Annotated in this window: 18 protein-coding genes; 15 read left to right on the top strand and 3 right to left on the bottom strand. The window is 62.3% G+C overall.

The genetic code is table 11. The features are described 5' to 3' along the window. Positions 1-80 precede the first annotated feature (80 nt). Complete coding sequence (locus BSY16_RS02345) at positions 81-1,718, bottom strand: phosphoethanolamine transferase (protein WP_069058182.1); 1,638 nt, start codon at positions 1,716-1,718, stop codon at positions 81-83. Positions 1,719-1,886: 168 nt separating this feature from the next. On the opposite strand from BSY16_RS02345, the gene BSY16_RS32260 reads away from it, so the two are divergent. The 8 genes from BSY16_RS32260 to BSY16_RS02310 all read left to right on the top strand — a co-directional run bounded on the left by BSY16_RS32260 (position 1,887) and on the right by BSY16_RS02310 (position 6,854). Then, positions 1,887-2,030, top strand: coding sequence for a hypothetical protein (locus BSY16_RS32260; RefSeq protein WP_171902377.1), 144 nt, complete (start codon positions 1,887-1,889; stop codon positions 2,028-2,030). Positions 2,031-2,318: 288 nt separating this feature from the next. Then, the gene (locus BSY16_RS02340; protein ID WP_069058181.1) at positions 2,319-3,662 is read left to right on the top strand and encodes an enoyl ACP reductase FabMG family protein; all 1,344 of its coding nucleotides are present in this window, start codon (positions 2,319-2,321) and stop codon (positions 3,660-3,662) included. Between the two features lie 261 nt (positions 3,663-3,923). Continuing rightward, positions 3,924-4,166 (top strand): BrnA antitoxin family protein, encoded by a 243-nt coding sequence (locus BSY16_RS02335; protein WP_069058180.1) that lies wholly within the window; start codon positions 3,924-3,926, stop codon positions 4,164-4,166. A gap of 100 nt (positions 4,167-4,266) precedes the next feature. Beyond that, the gene (locus BSY16_RS02330; RefSeq protein WP_069061322.1) at positions 4,267-4,461 is read left to right on the top strand and encodes a hypothetical protein; all 195 of its coding nucleotides are present in this window, start codon (positions 4,267-4,269) and stop codon (positions 4,459-4,461) included. Between the two features lie 275 nt (positions 4,462-4,736). After that, positions 4,737-4,946, top strand: coding sequence for a cold-shock protein (locus tag BSY16_RS02325; protein ID WP_069058179.1), 210 nt, complete (start codon positions 4,737-4,739; stop codon positions 4,944-4,946). Between the two features lie 131 nt (positions 4,947-5,077). Beyond that, complete coding sequence (locus tag BSY16_RS02320) at positions 5,078-5,302, top strand: hypothetical protein (RefSeq protein ID WP_069058178.1); 225 nt, start codon at positions 5,078-5,080, stop codon at positions 5,300-5,302. Between the two features lie 33 nt (positions 5,303-5,335). After that, positions 5,336-5,716 carry a DUF6481 family protein gene (locus BSY16_RS02315; protein WP_069058177.1) on the top strand — a complete coding sequence of 127 codons (381 nt, stop codon included), beginning with the start codon at positions 5,336-5,338 and terminating at the stop codon, positions 5,714-5,716. A 100-nt stretch (positions 5,717-5,816) separates the two neighbouring features. Next, on the top strand, positions 5,817-6,854 hold the full coding sequence (locus BSY16_RS02310) for a fatty acid desaturase (RefSeq protein WP_150129849.1): 1,038 nt from the start codon (positions 5,817-5,819) through the stop codon (positions 6,852-6,854). Between the two features lie 114 nt (positions 6,855-6,968). Here the strand turns inward: BSY16_RS02310 and BSY16_RS02305 are convergent, their stop codons facing one another. Then, entirely contained in the window at positions 6,969-7,871 is a 903-nt protein-coding gene (locus BSY16_RS02305) for a LysR family transcriptional regulator (RefSeq protein WP_069058175.1), read from the bottom strand. Between the two features lie 257 nt (positions 7,872-8,128). On the opposite strand from BSY16_RS02305, the gene BSY16_RS02300 reads away from it, so the two are divergent. From BSY16_RS02300 to BSY16_RS02270, 7 genes are read left to right on the top strand one after another with little or no spacing between them, the layout of a single operon-like run. After that, entirely contained in the window at positions 8,129-9,643 is a 1,515-nt protein-coding gene (locus BSY16_RS02300; protein ID WP_069058174.1) for a leucyl aminopeptidase, read from the top strand. A 27-nt stretch (positions 9,644-9,670) separates the two neighbouring features. Then, on the top strand, positions 9,671-10,576 hold the full coding sequence (locus BSY16_RS02295; protein ID WP_069058173.1) for a proline iminopeptidase-family hydrolase: 906 nt from the start codon (positions 9,671-9,673) through the stop codon (positions 10,574-10,576). A 24-nt stretch (positions 10,577-10,600) separates the two neighbouring features. Beyond that, entirely contained in the window at positions 10,601-12,262 is a 1,662-nt protein-coding gene (locus BSY16_RS02290) for an ABC transporter substrate-binding protein (protein ID WP_069058172.1), read from the top strand. Between the two features lie 21 nt (positions 12,263-12,283). Continuing rightward, a complete protein-coding gene (locus BSY16_RS02285) occupies positions 12,284-13,300 on the top strand; it encodes an ABC transporter permease (protein ID WP_083242807.1) in 1,017 nt (338 codons plus the stop codon). After that, positions 13,300-14,271, top strand: a complete 972-nt coding sequence (locus tag BSY16_RS02280; protein WP_069058171.1) for an ABC transporter permease — start codon at positions 13,300-13,302, stop codon at positions 14,269-14,271. Before BSY16_RS02285 ends, BSY16_RS02280 begins: the two co-directional genes overlap by 1 nt. Beyond that, complete coding sequence (locus tag BSY16_RS02275; RefSeq protein WP_069058170.1) at positions 14,268-15,227, top strand: ABC transporter ATP-binding protein; 960 nt, start codon at positions 14,268-14,270, stop codon at positions 15,225-15,227. The genes BSY16_RS02280 and BSY16_RS02275 overlap by 4 nt, the downstream gene beginning before the upstream one ends. After that, positions 15,224-16,222 carry an ABC transporter ATP-binding protein gene (locus BSY16_RS02270; RefSeq protein ID WP_502695996.1) on the top strand — a complete coding sequence of 333 codons (999 nt, stop codon included), beginning with the start codon at positions 15,224-15,226 and terminating at the stop codon, positions 16,220-16,222. The genes BSY16_RS02275 and BSY16_RS02270 overlap by 4 nt, the downstream gene beginning before the upstream one ends. A 95-nt stretch (positions 16,223-16,317) precedes the next feature. On the opposite strand, the gene BSY16_RS02265 is transcribed toward BSY16_RS02270, so the two are convergent. Beyond that, the gene (locus BSY16_RS02265) at positions 16,318-17,166 is read right to left on the bottom strand and encodes a transporter substrate-binding domain-containing protein (protein ID WP_069058169.1); all 849 of its coding nucleotides are present in this window, start codon (positions 17,164-17,166) and stop codon (positions 16,318-16,320) included. Positions 17,167-17,176: the final 10 nt, after the last annotated feature.

The raw sequence follows: 17,176 nt of genomic DNA, 5'->3' as shown, positions 1-17,176 counted from the left end.
CGCCCTTGAGGTCATGCCGCGTCACCTTCCGAGTGCAAAGACTACACGGGGACGGCGGCTGTTGCCACCATCCTTCCCGTTCAGGATGACGCACCAAGCCGGCAGTTGGACACGAGATCCAGCGCCGGATCGCGCACCTTGGTCTTCACCTGCATCATGCCGAGCACCGTATGGAACAGATTGTCGTGCGATTGCGGTTTGCTCGTTTCCGCATCGAGGCAAGCGCCGGAATAGGCCGCTTTGGCGTCCTTGCCGAGCCACAGCACGAACGGCACATGGGTCTGCACGTCGGGCGCGATCACATAGGGCGCACCGTGCAGGTAGAGGCCGAATTCACCGAGCGATTCGCCATGGTCGGACATGTAGAGCATCGACACGTCGAGGCGGTCCTGTTGGGCCGCGAGCCTATCGATCACGCTGGCGAGAATATGGTCGGTATAGACGATCGTGTTGTCGTAGGCGTTGACGATTTCCTCCAGCGTGCACTCGGAGAATTCCGCACTCCGGCAGTCCGGCGTGAAACGGCGGAAGGCGTCGGGATAGCGTTCCGAATAGGCCGGCCCGTGGCTGCCGATCTGGTGCAGCACGAGCACGGTGTCCTTTTTGACCGAGCCGATCCAGGCGTCGAGATTGTCGAGCAGTGCCTGGTCCTGGCATTCGCCGGCCGAGCAATATTGCGGGTTGCCACCCTCGATGACCGAACGCTCCTTGACGCGCGCGGCAATCTTCTTGCTGCCTGTGTTGTTGTCCCACCATTCCACGTCCACGCCGGCATGGGAGAGCACGTCAAGCAGGTTCTCGGTCTGCAATCCCTTGCGGTGGGTATATTCGGTGCGTGGATAGACGGAGAACATGCAGGGGAGCGAAACGGCGGTCGCCGTGCCGCAGCTCGTCGTGTCGCGGAAATAACGGATGTCCTTCGTCTTCAGCTCCGGATTGGTCTCCCGCCCGTAACCGCCGAGCGAGAAATTCGCGGCCCGCGCCGTTTCGCCGGCAACGACGATCATCAGCCGCGGCTTGCGCTCACCCAGCGGCGCATCCCCCACACGGGCATCGGCACCCAGCGGCGCGGCCACCACATTGCGCTCCGACGACTGGCCGGCGGCAAATTTCACGGTGTTCGCCAGTGGCACGACGGGGTTCAGCATCTGGAACCAGTCACGATGGTTGCGCACGGTCGCCGCATAGACGCGGGCGTGCGAAAACCCTGCGACCAGCGCAATGACGATCATCGGCACGATGACGGTGAGATTGGCGCGCACCTTCCAGAGGAAGGGCCGATGACGGATCTTGACCCAGAGAAGGAGCGCCGAGGGCAGCACGCCATAGGCCAGCATGTGGAGCAGGAAGCCGGGCGTGATCATGTGGCCGGCCTCCGCGCTGTTCGTCTCGGCGGCGTTGCGGATCATTTCGGTATCGATGATCACGCCGTAGCGATCCATGAACCAGGCGGCCGCCGCACTGGCCAGGATCAGCAGGATGAAGAGTGGCTTCATCACATATTTCAAAGAAACGGCAACACAGAGCGCGATGTAGAGAGAGGCGATGCCGATGGCGATGGACGCGAAGGTCGTCAGCCTGCCATCCAGATAGAGCCAGCCCTTCGACCAGAAGCTGCCGTTCGTCACGGCCAGCAGGTAAAGCGCCGTCAGCATGCTAACAGTGATGCTGCCGAACTCTGGCCGCCACAGGCCGGTACGACCGGTTTTTTCGCGCATCGGATATCCTTTCACGTTCCGTCGGGCGAAAGCGCGCCAGCGCATCGCTCCCCTGTCCCTTCCCTGCCGAGGCAAGCTGACAGCCGGCTGAACGTGTCCCGATGCCGGCGTTCAGCGCGGTGTCAGGTTCAAGGCCGATAAATCGGCCAGTCGAGTATGAGGTGATCCGTGAAATCGAGACTGCTGCACCCGGGAATGCTGTTCGTCACAGCCTTGGTCGCCCTGGTTTTCGTGATACCGCTCGCCCAGGTGCTGCTCTCGCGACCGCATGGCGAAAGCCTGCGGCAGGTCCTGATGCTGCGCGCTGGCTAGAAGCCAAAACTGCATCTCCCAGGGTCTTGATGATTCTCGCGGCTTCCGCGCGCAGCAGGGGCCGCGTGCCGGGAGAAAGCGCTTTTCACTGGATCAAAATCGAGGCTGCAACGCCTGCTCTATGCTCCGCGCGCGCCGGTGATGGCGGCGCAAAACCCCTCCCCGCATTCACGCTTTGAATTACGGTGATACCTAAAGTCAGTTCCTATTTGGGTCAGATATGTGCAGTGCTTTTTACACATTGTTCATTTGGTTGCTCTGCGACCTGGATTCGAGAGAACTGGCACTATGGAAAACCCGATTCCTTTGATGCAGATTCCGCAGGAAAACATCTTCCGCAAAGGCGATGTCTTCGTTCTGTTCGGCGAACTGTTCGGTCGCGGTTATGCCACAGGCCTGCTGGACCAGGCCAAAAAGGCCGGCATGGAAATCATCGGCATCACGGTTGGACGGCGCGGCGACGACAACGTCCTGCGGCCACTCAACGATGAAGAGCTGCAAGCCGCAGAAGCCCAGCTGGGCGGCAGGATTATCAACGTTCCCGTCATGGCTGGCTTCGACCTCGATGCCCCCGCCGGCGAACCCACGCCCACCGATCTGCTAGGAGCATTGACGCTCGAGACCTGGGAAGACGAGAAGCTTGACTGGTCCCATATCGACAGGTGCCGGAAAGCCGGCGTCGAACGGTTCAAGGCATCCCTGTCGCAGGTCATGAGCATTCTCGATGGCATGATCGATGACGGAAAAAATGTCTACTTCGCGCACACGATGGCCGGCGGCATCCCGAAGGCAAAGGTGTTCCTGGTAATCGCCAATCGCATCTACAAGGGGCGAGGCGCTCGACACATGTCGTCGCAAACTCTGCTCGATAGCGATATGGGCAAGCTCATTCTCCAGAATTTCGATGAGGTCTCGGCCAACACTTTCCGCCATCTCATCGAGATGAGCGCAGGCATCCGGGCTCGCGTCGAGGCTTCCGGGGGTCAGGTGCGTTATTCGGCCTACGGCTACCACGGGACGGGCATTCTCGTGGGGAAAGAGTATCGCTGGCAGACCTACACGAACTACACCCAAGGCTACGCCAAGATGCGCCTCGAGCGTATTGCGGGAGAAGCGTGGGCTGCCGGCATCAAGGCGACGGTCTACAATTGCCCTGAAATTCGCACCAATTCGTCCGACGTTTTCGCAGGCATCGAGTTGCCCCTCATTCCTCTTCTGCTTGCCTTGAAGAAGGAAGGCGGAAGCGAATGGGCTGCCGCGCAATGGCAGGCTTGCCAGGAACTTCTTGCCGAGCCCTTCACTGTCGAAGACGTTCTGCAGAAGATCAGCGATCTGCAGACAAGCGAGGTGATGCGGCCCTTCTACGATTTTTCGTCCTGGCCAATGCCCAACAGCCCGGGCCAGTCCGACATCACGATCGGCACGTCGAACGAGATCACGTCGATGCACAAGGACGGCAAGGTCCTCATCTCCGACCATCTCAGCCGGCTCGTCGTAGAGGCGACAGGACGATTGATCTTCCGGTCGTCATCCGCGCCGTCGGGTCCCGTTCTCTGGCTCAATCATGACATTGTTGCCCGCACGCTGAACGAAACCAACACGGCCAACCAGCACAGTCTAGAGGCGGCATAGGGCCGCCGCTCCGCGATAGAAGCGGAGCTTGCCGGAACCTAACCTGCTCAGCCCATGCTGCCACAAAGCACCTGGGCCTTTATGCGACCGGCCAAATGCACGGTCGCCGTCACCTTGACGCGCGCACCGCCGCTCTATCCGTTATCCCGTCGCTGAAGTGCAGATGTTCGTCCCTTTCCGGAACGAGCATCTGACACGCGTCGCTCGACATCCTCTCCAGAAGGATGGCACAAACGAATCAGCAACGAAAAGGAAGCAACCATGGCAACGACACCGCGACGACCGACCAATCCGAAGGATGCCGCCGAGGCGCTTTTCAAGCCGGTGAAGAAGGTTGCCGCTCCCGCGGTCGAACGGCCTGCGATCCCGAACACGAAGGAACTCGTGTCCTTGAAGCTCGATAGCGATGTGCTGGCATTTTTCCAGTTGGATGGCCCCGGCTGGCAGGATCGGATCAACGATACCTTGCGAGCCACCATGAAGCAGTCGGCGGATCGCGGCTGAAGAGGATGTAACCGGCCCGTCGGTGTCGATGGACGCAACAAAGCCGGATCAGCACGGGGTCACAGCGTTGGACGATGATAAGGAGGGCATACTGGCCCTCATGAAATTGGCAGTTGAAGCGCCGAAGCGCGACAACACTGAATATCACCACGCCATTGCCGAGTTCCGACGAGCGTTCGCCGAGGCCGATGCGGCCTTGGGACCTGAGGTTCAGGTCCGCACCAAAGGCAAGTGGAAGCAGAACGGCAACTACGTGCTGAAAATGACATTCAAAAGAAAGGCTTCGAGCGACTGAACGGAGGCAACGGGAACGAAAACCGTCGGCTCCGGACGACGCGCGGCGAAACCCGGATCTGAGTGCGTCCTCGTGACGCCATCGGGGCAAAAGAAAACTAACGGTAGACAAGTGCGTGCAGGCACGATAGGGTGACACATCGAATTTGCTTGCTGAGCTTTGGTTATTGCGCGATTAGCACCGCGCCCTGAACGAACCTTCCTTTCAAAATCGTCATCATCATCTGCCGCGCCACGGCGTGGCGGTTTCTCAATGCTGCTATGAAAGGGTTCATCATGACCACTGGCACAGTTAAATGGTTTAATTCCACCAAGGGCTTCGGCTTCATTCAGCCTGACAATGGCGATGCAGATGCATTCGTCCACATCTCGGCCGTCGAGCGCGCAGGAATGCGCGAACTCGTCGAAGGCCAGAAGGTCAGCTTCGAACTGGAGCGCGACAAGAAGTCGGGCAAAATGTCGGCTTGCAACCTCCAGGCCGCTTAACGGATAGGCGCTTTCCTTTGACCACGGATGTACTGGCACTGCCGAAAGCACGTTAATCCAAGCAAGGCCAGGCGGTTAGCCTGGCCTTTTTGTTTCCTGCTCGCTTGTCGAGCCTCATGACGGGAACACGCATGACGGGAAAATACAGCATCTCGCGCCAGAAGGCGGAGGTTGCCTTCAGCAATATCCAAACGCAGTTCTTCGCGAAAGATAAGGCCGTGGAGGAGCTTGCCTCCCTCACCCAATCGCGAGAGGAAAAGACCCTGCGGCTTCGCGAGGCACGCCTTGCGAAGGAACTCGATGAACGCGCGTCGGCAACATCTGCCCTCATCGCAAAGCGCGCGCAGCCGAGATGAGACCCCAAGAACAATCATAGTCAGGACGACGACTTGAAGAACTCTAGAGATAACCAACTTACCGACCGCCGTACGGCGGCTGCCGATGCAAAAGCGGCCCTTCTGAATGCATATCGCGCAGCGCAGGCCGCCGCCGAGCCAGCCAAGGCGGCACGCCAGGCGGAGCGCGCAGCGATTGCCGCGGCACGCGAGGAACGACGCATCGAGCGCGAGCGGGTAAAGCTGGAAGAACAAGCGCGCGCCGAGGCCGAGGCAGCTGCGCTGCAAGCAGCCGCACAGGCTGCCGCACAGGCAGAAGCGGACGCCCGCGAGCACGCCGAAAAAGCACGTGTTGCACGCGTGATAGAGGACGAAGCGGCACGAAAGGCTGCACGCGACCAGCGTTACGCCAATCGGAAAGCGCGCCAAGCATAATTTCCTATGGCGACAGGATTTCCCGAGCCTTCATGCCGCTAAAGATCGCATCACCTTCAACCGCGAGCTGACCAACCGGACAGAAAGACGCCGACCGCTGATGAACTCGATGAACGCAATCCCCCCCAACGGCGTCGCTCTTGAAAAACCCTGGCTCAAAATCCTGTCCGCCTACCGCAAGCCCCATCTCGGCCGAAGCACGTTCGAACTGGCCGTGACCCTTGTTTGCTTTGCCTTCCTCTGGGCCGCCGCGTGGGCCTCGATACACTTTGGCTACTGGTTCGGCCTGGTCCTCGTTCTCCCGGCAGCCGGGTTTCTCCTCCGCCTCTTCATGTTACAACATGATTGTGGGCACGGCTCGTTTTTCGGTCGGCGTAGCCTGGATGACTGGACAGGCCGGGTAATCGGCGTCCTGACGCTGACGCCCTACGACTATTGGCGTCGCGCCCATGCGGAACACCACGCTTCGGCCGGCAACCTGGATGAACGGGGCGTCGGCGATATAACGACGCTCACCGTCGCGGAATACGCCGCTTTGACGCGCTGCGGCCGGCTCGGCTATCGCCTTTACCGGCATCCGCTCGTCATGTTCGGCATCGGTCCTGCCTGGCTCTTTCTCTTCAAGCAGAGACTGCCATTCGGCATGATGAAGTCCGGCGCGCTGCCATGGATTTCGACGATGGCGACAAATGCCGTGATCGTCGCACTCGCCGCGCTCCTCATATGGGCCGTCGGATTGGTCCCGTTCCTTCTGATCCATCTGCCGATCGTGCTTCTTGCCGGATCGGCCGGTGTCTGGCTGTTTTACGTACAACACCAGTTTGAGGATACGCACTGGTCAAAGCCGCCGGAGTGGACATTCCAGCACGCAGCCCTGCATGGCGCGTCGCACTACGACCTGCCCGGCCCGTTGCGCTGGATAACCGGCAATATCGGCATGCACCATATCCATCACCTTTCGAGCCGCGTGCCGTTTTACAGGTTGCCGGAGGTTCTGCGGGATCATCCCGAACTGGCCGATCTTGGGCGCATAACGATCAGAACGAGCCTGAGCTGTGTGAAACTCATCCTCTGGGACGAAGCGTCACAACGGTTGGTGTCTCTGAAAGAAGCAAAAGCGCTCCGTAGCGCCGCATAGTGGATTTCGGCACCGGATCGATCGCCATCGTGAAGCGATGAGCGTCATCGCCGCGCTGTGGGAACGGGCATATCCGCGGTGAGAAGACCAGGCGGGGCGCGCCTTCTTCCGCCGCTAGGCGATATCCATTGCCCGCTTGTGTTCCGCAATTTCGGCCAGCAGCCAGTCCTGGAACAGCCGGGTGCCGGGCTTGTTGCCGATGCTGCGGCGCTGCTGCAGGTAGTAACCCGCAGGATAGGCGTGGCGAGCGGCAAAGGGCGCGACGAGCTTGCCCTGACGCAGGAGATCCTGCGCCATGATGGTATCGGCCAGCGCGATGCCCGCACCGTTCATCGCCTCACGCATGATGAGTGTGCAATCGTGCAGGGTGGATCCGGATAGCGAGCGCGGGTCGGAAACGCCCTCCTGCTCCAGCCATTGTTTCCAGCGCGTGGTCTCGCATTCGTGGATCAGATGATGCCGCAACAGGTCGGCGGGTGCACACAGCGGGATCGAACCATCCAACAGGGAGGGCGCGCAGACCGGCGTCAGGAGAAGCGGCACCATCATCGTCAGCGCCGGGCCAGCCTTGTAGTCGAACTCGTCGACGATTGCGAAATCGACATTGGTCCGCTTGCCGGAGGTGGAGATTTCGAGATCCACCGTCGGATGCTGGCGCCGAAAACTCGGCAGGCGATCCGCCAGCCACAGATTGAGGAAGGTCGGCTCGCACATGAGCTTGACAGGCCGCGCCTTGCTGCTGCGCGGCCCATCATAAAAACTGACATCCTCCGTCGCCCGCCAGATCGCCTCGAAGGCCTCCGACAGGCTGCGTGCATAATACGATCCCCGCATTGTCGGCGTCACCTGCCGGAACCCTCGTTCGAAGAGTTCCTGGCCGAGGGTTTTTTCCAGTGTGCGGATGTGCCGGCTGACGGCAGACGGCGTCAGATGCAGCTCTTCCGCCGCATCCTTGATGCTGCCGAGACGCGCCGCGGCCTCGAAAGCCCGCATGCCATTGAGTGAAGGTGTTGCCATAAAACGAGCTTGGATTATCACCTGAGTTTTTGTCAATCGATATGACAAAAATTGACGCTTGAACCTTCTGCGATATCCATTTGAGATGGCCTTCTAAGTCGCCATGGGGAAACGCTTATTCGGCCTCTGGCACCATCTCTTATCGGCGGTGGTCGGCTTGTGGCCCAATCGTCGCGTTTCGGATCGGCAGAGAGCCGTTTCCAAGCGACGGTGCATGCTGCGGCGACCACCGGCATTGCTACAGGAAGTATGCCCAGATGCCTCAATCGCCAGCGCCGGTCTTCGAAGCGGCAGACGACGTATCCGTCGAAGCCCCGGTTATCGTGATCCTGCAGGCAGAAGGGCTGCCCCTCGGCCCGCGCGCTGCGGCGCTGGATGCGGCCATGGGCGGTATCGTCTCGCGTGCCTGTTCTGCGCCTGCGGCCCTTTCCGAATGCGGCACCTGCATCGATCTCGTTCCGCCGCGCGCTGTTTCGGCACGACGCGTCGTCGTGCTTGCGCTTGGAAAGGCGGACAGCCTGACAGCCTTTGCCCTGGCGCAGGCTGGCGGCAAGCTTGGGGCGCATCTGGAGGACAAGGGCGAAGACGAGGCGACTGTTCTTCTCGATCCGATCGAGGGCACAAGCCTTGCAGCAGCAGACATTCTGGCGCGCGTCGCCCTTGGCCTGCGGCTGCGGCGCTACCGTTTCGACCTGCGCAACACGAAGCCGGTGGCGGCCGCCGACAAGACTTGGCGGCTGCAGCTGGTGGGCGCGGAGAAGGCGGCCATGGATACGGCGCTCGCCCGCGTCAACGCCGTGGCGGAGGGCGTGGAATATGCCCGCACGCTCGTCAACCTGCCGCCCAACCATCTCCATCCCGACAGTTTTGCCGCGCATCTCGAGCCGCTGCGGGACGCTGGCATCGAGGTGGAAGTGCTCGATGCGGCCAAGCTGAAGGAACTCGGCGCGACGGCGCTGCTTGCGGTTGGTGCCGGTTCGGTGCGGGCCCCGCGGCTCGCGGTCCTGCGCTATCGCGGCGAAGGCTCGAGCGATCAGCCCCTCGCCTTCGTCGGTAAGGGCGTCTGTTTCGACTCTGGCGGGCTCTGCATCAAGGGTGGCGCGCAGATGTTCGACATGAAGGCCGACATGGCCGGCGCGGCGGCCGTCGTCGGCCTCCTCCTGTCGCTCGCGAGACAGAAGAGCCCGGTGCATGCCATCGGCGTGCTCGGCATTGCCGAGAACCTGCCGTCCGGCCATTCGCTGAAACCCCGCGACATCATTTCCACCCTGTCCGGCCAGAGCGTGGAGGTTTTCGACACCGACGCTGAGGGCCGCCTGATCCTTGCGGACTGTCTCTACTATGCGGCGACACGTTTCGAACCGTCGGTGATCGTAGATCTCGCGACGCTGACCTATTCGGTGATGCGTGGCCTCGGATCGATCTTTGCCGGCCTGTTCAGCACGGACGATGCGATCGCCAGCGGCATGATTGCCGCCGGCGAGACGGTCGGCGAGCGTTTCTGGCGCCTGCCGCTCGACCACGCCTATGACGAGGGCTTGAAGTCGCCACTGGCGGACCTGCGCCACCACGCCAAGGACATGGAAGACGGCGACGCCCCCTATGCCGCGGCCTTCCTGCGCCATTTCACGGAGGATCGCCCCTGGGTGCACCTCGACATCGCCGGCAAGGAACTTGCCGGAGAGGATCGCCCGCTCGGCCGGCAGGGGGCAACGGCCTTCGGCGTGCAGATGCTGGAAGAATGGGTACAGGCCAGCCGCAAGGACGCTTGAGCGCCTTTGACTGGGAAAGGATTTTGAATGTCGTCGACGATTAACAGCACTGAAGGCCGGGCGCCGTTCAGGGGATATGAAACCTGGTACCGCATCAGTGGCGACCTTGGCGGCGACAAGCTGCCGGTGGTGATCCTGCATGGCGGGCCCGGCGTCGCGTACAATTATGTCGATGCCTACAAGTTGCTCGCCCGCGATGGGCGGGCCGTCATCCACTACGACCAGCTGGGATGCGGCAACTCGACCCTGCTGCCGGAAAAGGGAGCGGATTTCTGGACGCCGCAGCTCTTCATCGACGAATTGGAAAACCTCGTCGATCACCTCGGCATTCGCGGCGGTTTCCATGTGCTCGGCCAGAGCTGGGGCGGCATGCTGGGCGCGGAATATGCCGTGCTGCGGCCGGAAGGGCTTACCTCGCTCACCATCGCCAATTCGCCCGCCTCCATGACGCTCTGGGTCGCGGAGGCGAACCGGCTGCGCGCCGACCTGCCGCAAGACGTGCAGGACACGTTGACCCGGCACGAAGTGGCGGGCACGACGGACCATCCCGATTATCAGGCGGCGACCACGGCCTTCTACGAGCGGCACGTCTGTCGCGTCGTGCCGTTTCCCCCCGAGGTGACGGCAAGTTTCGAACAGGCCGCGCGCAATCCCACCGTCTATACGCTGATGAACGGGCCGAACGAGTTCCACGTCATCGGCACCCTGAAGACCTGGAGCATCATCGACCGCCTGCCGGCCATCGACACGCCGACGCTGATCATCTCAGGACGCTACGACGAAGCCACGCCCGCGACCGTGCAGCCCTTCAAGGACGGTATCAAGGGCGCGCACTGGGAGATATTCGAGCATTCCAGCCACATGCCCCACGTTGAGGAACAGGATGCATGCATGCGGGTGGTGGGAAATTTCCTCAATCAGCACGACAAATAGAACAGATAGAAAAGGGGATCGAACATGAAAAAACTACTTCTGACGGCATCGGCCGTCGCTCTCATGGCTGGCACTTGGCTGGCCCCGGCGCAGGCCGAATATCTCCAGGAACATCGCGGCGGCACAATGCGGCTTCTCGCCAGATCGGCGGCCGGCACGCTCGACCCGCACATCAACTACACGTCCCAAGGCTGGCAGATGTACCAGCCGATCTATGATGGCCTCGTCACCTTCCGCAAGGCCGAGGGCATGGACGGGTTCACGGTCGTGGCCGACCTCGCCGAGGCGATGCCGGACATCAGCAACGACGGCAAGACTTTCACCTTCAAGCTGCGCAAGGGCATCAAGTTCTCGACCGGCCAGGAAGTCGGCGTGAAGGATGTGGTTGCCTCGTTCCAGCGTATCTTCAAGGTCTCCGGCCCAACCTCCGGCACCTTCTATGCCGGCATCGTGGGTGCCGACAAATGCCTTGCCGACACCAAGAGCTGCACGCTGGAAGGCGGCGTGGTGGGTGATGAAGCCGCTGGCACGATCACCATCAACCTCACGAAGCCGGACGCCGAGTTCCTCTACAAGCTCGCCCTGCCCCACGCTGCGACTCTGCCGGCCGACACGCCGGCCGAAGACGCGGGCTCCGTGCCGATCCCGAGCACCGGCCCCTACATGATCTCCGCCTTCGACCCCAACAAGGGCATGACCGTCTCGCGCAATCCGCATTTCAAGCAGTGGAGCGAAGAGGCCCAGCCGGACGGCTATCCTGACGTCGTGCAATATGACTTCGGCCTCTCGGAAGAGGCCGCGGTGACGGCGATCCAGAACGGCGAGGCGGACTGGATGTTCGATTCGCTGCCGAGCGACCGTCTTGCCGAAGTCGGCACTAAATACACCGAGCAGCTGCACATCGCGCCGCTTTCAGCCTGGTGGTATGCGCCGCTCAACACGCGCCTTGCACCGTTCGACAATGTGAAGGCCCGCCAGGCCGTCGCCTTCGCCATCGATCGCAACGCGCTGGTCAAGCTGTTCGGCGGCAAGGTGCTCGCCTCGCCGGTTTGCCAGATTCTGCCGCCGGACTTCCCCGGCCACGTGGACTATTGCCCCTACACGAAGGATCCCGGTGCCAAGTGGTCGGCACCCGATGTCGAGAAGGCCAAGCAGCTGGTCGATGAATCGGGCACCAAGGGCCAGAAGGTGACGGTCATCGTCGAGGACACCGCCGTCTCGCGCTCCATCGGCGTCTACCTGCAGAGCGTGCTGACCAGCATCGGCTACGTCGCCGACGTCAAGCCGATCTCCGCCAACATCCAGTTCACCTATATCCAGAACACCAACAACAAGGTGCAGATGTCGGTGACCCAGTGGTACAAGGATTATCCGGCGGCTTCGAACTTCCTGAACATCCTGTTCGGCTGCGCTTCCTTCCGCGAGGGCTCGGACGCCTCGATCAACATCGCCGGCTTCTGCGACAAGGACATCGATGCCAAGATGCAGAAGGCGCTGGATCTCGGCGTCACCGACCAGAAGGCGGCCGACGTTCTGTGGAGCGAAATCGACAAGCAGGTCACCGACCAGGCGCCGGCCATTGGCCTCTTCACGCCGAAGCGGCTCGACTTCGTCAGCAAGCGCCTCGGAAACTTCAAGTTCAACCGCCAGTTCGACTGGATGATCACCCAGTCCTGGGTACAGTAAGACCCGGCGGAGGCAAACTACGTGTCGAATGAAGTCGTTGCCATGCAGCACGGGACGCGAGGGCCATGGGCCCTCGCTTTCGTGCGATTGAGGCGCAACGGGGCCGCCATGGTGTCCCTGACGGTATTTCTCATCATCGTCCTTTCCTGTCTCAGCGCGCCGCTCTACGCGCGCTGGGCGGGCGTGGACCCGTTCACCTCGACCCTTGACGCTGTCATCATGGTCAACGGGGTCGAGGTTCCGGTGATGGAAGCCTCGACGGAAGGGCTCGGGCTCGGCTACACGCCGATCGGTCCCACCTGGGAGCTCGGCAACTACTTCCTCGGCGCGGACAGCCAGGGCCGCGACGTCATGGCCCGCCTTCTCTATGGCGGGCTCAACTCCCTGATGATCGCGGCAGCCGCCACCATCTTCACGCTAACCGTCGGCACGACGGCCGGCCTCGTCGCCGGCTATTTCGGCGGAATTACCGACACCATCCTGTCGCGCCTGCTCGACATTCTCTGGGCCTTCCCGATCTACCTGCTGGCGATATCGCTTTCCATCGTCACCATCACCTCCGGCATCTCGATCGGGCCGATCCTCATCGAATCCGGCAGTCTCTGGCTGCCGATCATCATCATCGGCATCGTCTACATTCCCTATGTCGCGCGTCCCATCCGCGGCCAGGTCCTCGCGCTGCGCGGCAGCGAGTTCGTGCTGGCCGCCATCAATCTCGGCGTGCCCGGCTGGCGCATCCTCTGGCGCGACATCCAGCCGAACATCACCACGACGCTCATCGTCTTCGTGCCGCTGATGATGGCCCTGAACATGCTGACGGAATCGGCCCTCTCCTTCCTGTCGATCGGCGTGCAGCCGCCGGCGGCAAGCTGGGGCACCATCATCCAGGATGGGCAGGCGCTGCTTTATACCCGTCCGCTCGTGGCGCTCGCGCCGGGCCTGGCAATCGCCGTCTCCGTGATGGTTCTCAACGTTTTCGGCGACGGCCTGCGCGATGCGCTCGACCCGCGCTCGAAAGTTCGACTGGGGCGCACCTGATGATCTACGCCATCCTGCGCCGCTTCGGTCAGATGCTGTTCGTGATGTTCGGCATTTCCGTCATCGTCTTCCTGATCTTCTTCGCCACGCCGGGATCCGATCCTGCCGCGCGCATTGCCGGGCGCAATGCCTCTCCCGAGGTGCTGGAGGCGGTTCGCCACTCCTTCGGCTTCGACCGGCCGCTCTACGTGCAATACGGCCTGATGATGCAGAAGCTCTTCATCACCGGCGATCTCACCTCCTTCGTCAACCGCGGCTGGAAAGTGGTGCCGGCGGTGTTCGACGCCATTCCGGTCACCCTGTCGCTCGTCTTCGGCGCGGCGATCCTCTGGGTGGTCGTCTCGGTGATCATCGGCATCGTCGCGGCAGCGACGCGCGACAGCTGGCTGGACAAGCTGCTGATGGCGCTCGGCCTCATCGGCATCTCCATGCCGGTCTACTGGCTCGGCGAGGTGATGAACCTCATCACCCAGAGCCGCTATCATGACAGCTGGCTGTTCTCCTGGGTGCCGCCGCTCGGCTACAAGCCATTGATGAGCGACCCGAAGGGCTGGTTCCTCACCCTGGTCATTCCGTGGATCACGCTGGCCGTGCTCTATATCGGCATCTACGGGCGCGTGCTGCGCGCGGCGATCATCGAATCCATGCAGGAGGATTTCATCCGCACCGCCCGGGCCAAAGGCCTGTCGGAAACCCGCATCCTGCTGCGCCACGGCCTGCGCACCTCGCTGATCTCCTTCGTCACCCTGTTCGGTCTGGATTTCGGTGCGCTGGTGGGCGGTTCGGCTCTCCTGACCGAGGTGGTCTTCGGCCTCAACGGCATCGGCAAGCTCACCTATGACGCGATGCAGAACCTCGACCTGCCGATGATCATGACGACCGTCATGTATGCCTCGATGTTCGTGGTGATCGCCAATGCGGTGGTCGATTTCGTCTATATCCTTCTCGATCCCCGTGTGAGGACGTCATGATGCTCTCCGTGCGCGACCTCAAGGTAACGTTTCGCACCGAAGGCGGCCTGGTGCGGGCCATCGATGGTGTCTCCTTCGATCTCGATCAGGGCGAAATCCTCGGCGTCGTCGGTGAATCCGGCTCCGGCAAGACCGTCTCGCTTCTGGCGGTCATGGGGCTCATCACGGATCCCAACGCCACGATCGAGGGCTCGATCCGCTACAAGGGCCAGGAACTGATCGGCCTGCCAGCGCGCGAGTTGCGGCATCTGCGCGGCCGCGAGATCGCCATGATCTTCCAGGATCCGATGACGGCCCTGACGCCTGTCTATACGATCGGCTGGCAGATCGCCGAACAGATCCGCGCCCACGAGAAGATCAGCAAGGCGAAAGCGCTGGCGCGGGTGGAGGAACTGTTGGCGGAGGTGAACTTCCCCAATCCACGCGAGGCCATGTCGCGCTATCCGCACCAGCTTTCCGGCGGCATGCGCCAGCGCGCGGTCATCGCCATGGCGCTGTCGTGCAATCCGGCGCTGCTTGTCGCCGACGAGCCGACGACGGCGCTCGACGTCACCGTGCAGGCCGGCATCCTCGATCTCGTGCGCAAGCTGCGTGCCACCCACAATTCCGCGGTCGTCTTCATCACGCACGATATGGGCGTGGTATCCGAACTCGCCGACCGGGTCATGGTCATGTATGCGGGCCGTGTGGTGGAGCGCGGCAACCGGGCGGCGTTGTTCTCCGATCCGCGCCATCCCTATACACGCGCGCTGCTCGGCTCGATCCCGCCGCTGACCGGCGACAAGCCGCATCGCCTGCCGGCCATTCCCGGCTCGCCACCCTCGCTGCTGCGCCTGCCGCAGGGCTGCGCTTTCGCCCCGCGATGTCCTTTGAGCTACGACCCCTGCCGCACTGAAAAACCGGCCCTCCCCCATGGTCCGCACGCTGCCGCGTGCTTCCGGGAGGTGCAAGCATGAGCGACGCGATGACAGACAACGACCGGCCGATCCTCGAGACGCGCGCGCTCGGAAAACGCTTCTCGATCGGCACACGGTTTTCCGCGGAAGGCCGGCGGACTGTGCATGCGGTCGACAACGTCTCGATTGCCGTGCGGCGCGGGGAGACCCTCGGCCTCGTCGGGGAATCAGGGTGCGGCAAGTCCACCCTCGCCCGCTGCCTTGTTCGGCTCTACGATGTCTCCGACGGCAAGCTGCTGTTTGAAGACGAGGACATCACCTCCAAGCCGCTTCGCGAACTGCGGCCACTGCGCCGGCGCCTGCAGATGGTCTTCCAGGACCCGTCCGCCTCGCTCAATCCACGCCGTCGCGTGGGCGACCTGGTCGGCGAGCCGCTGCGCATCCACACGAAACTCTCGGCTGCGGAAATCGACCGGCGCGTCGGAGAACTGTTCGAGATCGTCGGCCTGCTGCCCGACCATGTCGGGCGCTATCCGCACGAGTTTTCCGGCGGGCAGCGTCAGCGCGTCGGCATTGCGCGAGCCATCGCGCTCAATCCCGACCTCGTCGTGCTGGATGAACCCGTTTCCGCGCTCGACGTCTCGGTGCAGGCGCAGATCGTCAATCTGCTCGCCGATCTCCAAGAAAAGCTGAACCTCACCTACATCTTCATCGCCCACGACCTGTCGGTGGTGCGTCAGGTCTCGACCCGCATCGCCGTCATGTATCTCGGTTCGATCGTGGAGGAAGGGCCTGCCGAAGCGGTCTTCGCCGCGCCGGCCCATCCCTACAGTCAGGCGCTCATTTCGGCGGTTCCGATCGTCGAGAAGACGCCCGGCGGCACGCGCAAACGCATTCTTCTGACGGGAGATGTGCCAAGCCCGCTCAACCCACCCTCCGGTTGCCGCTTCCATCCCCGCTGTCCGATCGCCAAGGAGCGCTGCCGCACCGAGCGGCCCGAACTCATCTCTCACGGTACCGGCCGAAAGGTCGCCTGCCATTTCCCGACGATCTGAAGCGAGCCCATGGCCTCTCGCGGCCTTGAACCCATGACAGGAAAAAGGGGCCGTGTGTGAACACGGCCCCTTTTTCATGCAATCTTTCGCACGGCTTACGTCTTCGGCGAGATATCCCGCTTGAACCATTTGATGGCGAGGCGCGACAGGGTGCCGTCGGCGATGGCGGCATTGATCGCGTCGTCGAACAGCTTTTTCAGGTCGGCATCGTCCTTGCGCAGGCCGACCGACTGGCCGCCGCCGAGCGGGCCGCCGGTGAACTCGGTGCCGGCGAAGGCTACCTGGTCGGCGCCGATCTTTTCGAGGGCCTTGTCGAGCGCGACGGGTGACGCCATGACGCCATCGACACGGCCGGCTTCCAGGTCGAGGTCGTGCTGCTCGGTGGTCTTGTACTCGCGGAACTCGATGGTCGGGAAGAGTTCGGCCATGATCTGGCCCGCGGTCGTCGAGCCCTGGGCACCGATCACCATGCCATCCATGAAGGGCAGCATCTCCGCGGCGGCATCCTTCGCCGCTTCCTTGTCCTTGCCCATGTCGATCTGCTTGCCGACCGGCATGTTGGCGAGCGTCGAATCCTTGCGCACGAGGAAGGCGGCCGAGCCGGTGCCGTAGTTGCGCGAGAAGGTGATGACCTTTTCCCGCTCCTCGGTCTGCAGCATGCCGGCAACGATGGCATCGAACTTGCCGGCGTTCAGCGACGGGATCAGGCCGTCCCAGTCCTGCACGATGACCTCGCACTTGACCTTCATGCGCGGGCAGATGTCCGCGAGCATGTCGATCTCGTAGCCGGCCAGCTTGCCGCCGGCCTCGGTGAAGTTCCAGGGCGCGTAGGCGCCTTCCGTCGCGACCGTGATGGTGCGCGTCTGCTCCTCGGCGCCGGCCGCGGATGCCGCAAGCGCGATGCCGAGAGTGGTGATGACTATTTTACCAAACCTGTTCAACATATTAGCTGCT

This window comes from Sinorhizobium sp. RAC02 (assembly GCF_001713395.1).
Lineage (GTDB): Bacteria > Pseudomonadota > Alphaproteobacteria > Rhizobiales > Rhizobiaceae > Shinella.
The sequence above is the reverse complement of the archived record's forward strand: the minus strand, read 5'-3'. Positions and strand labels throughout refer to the sequence as shown.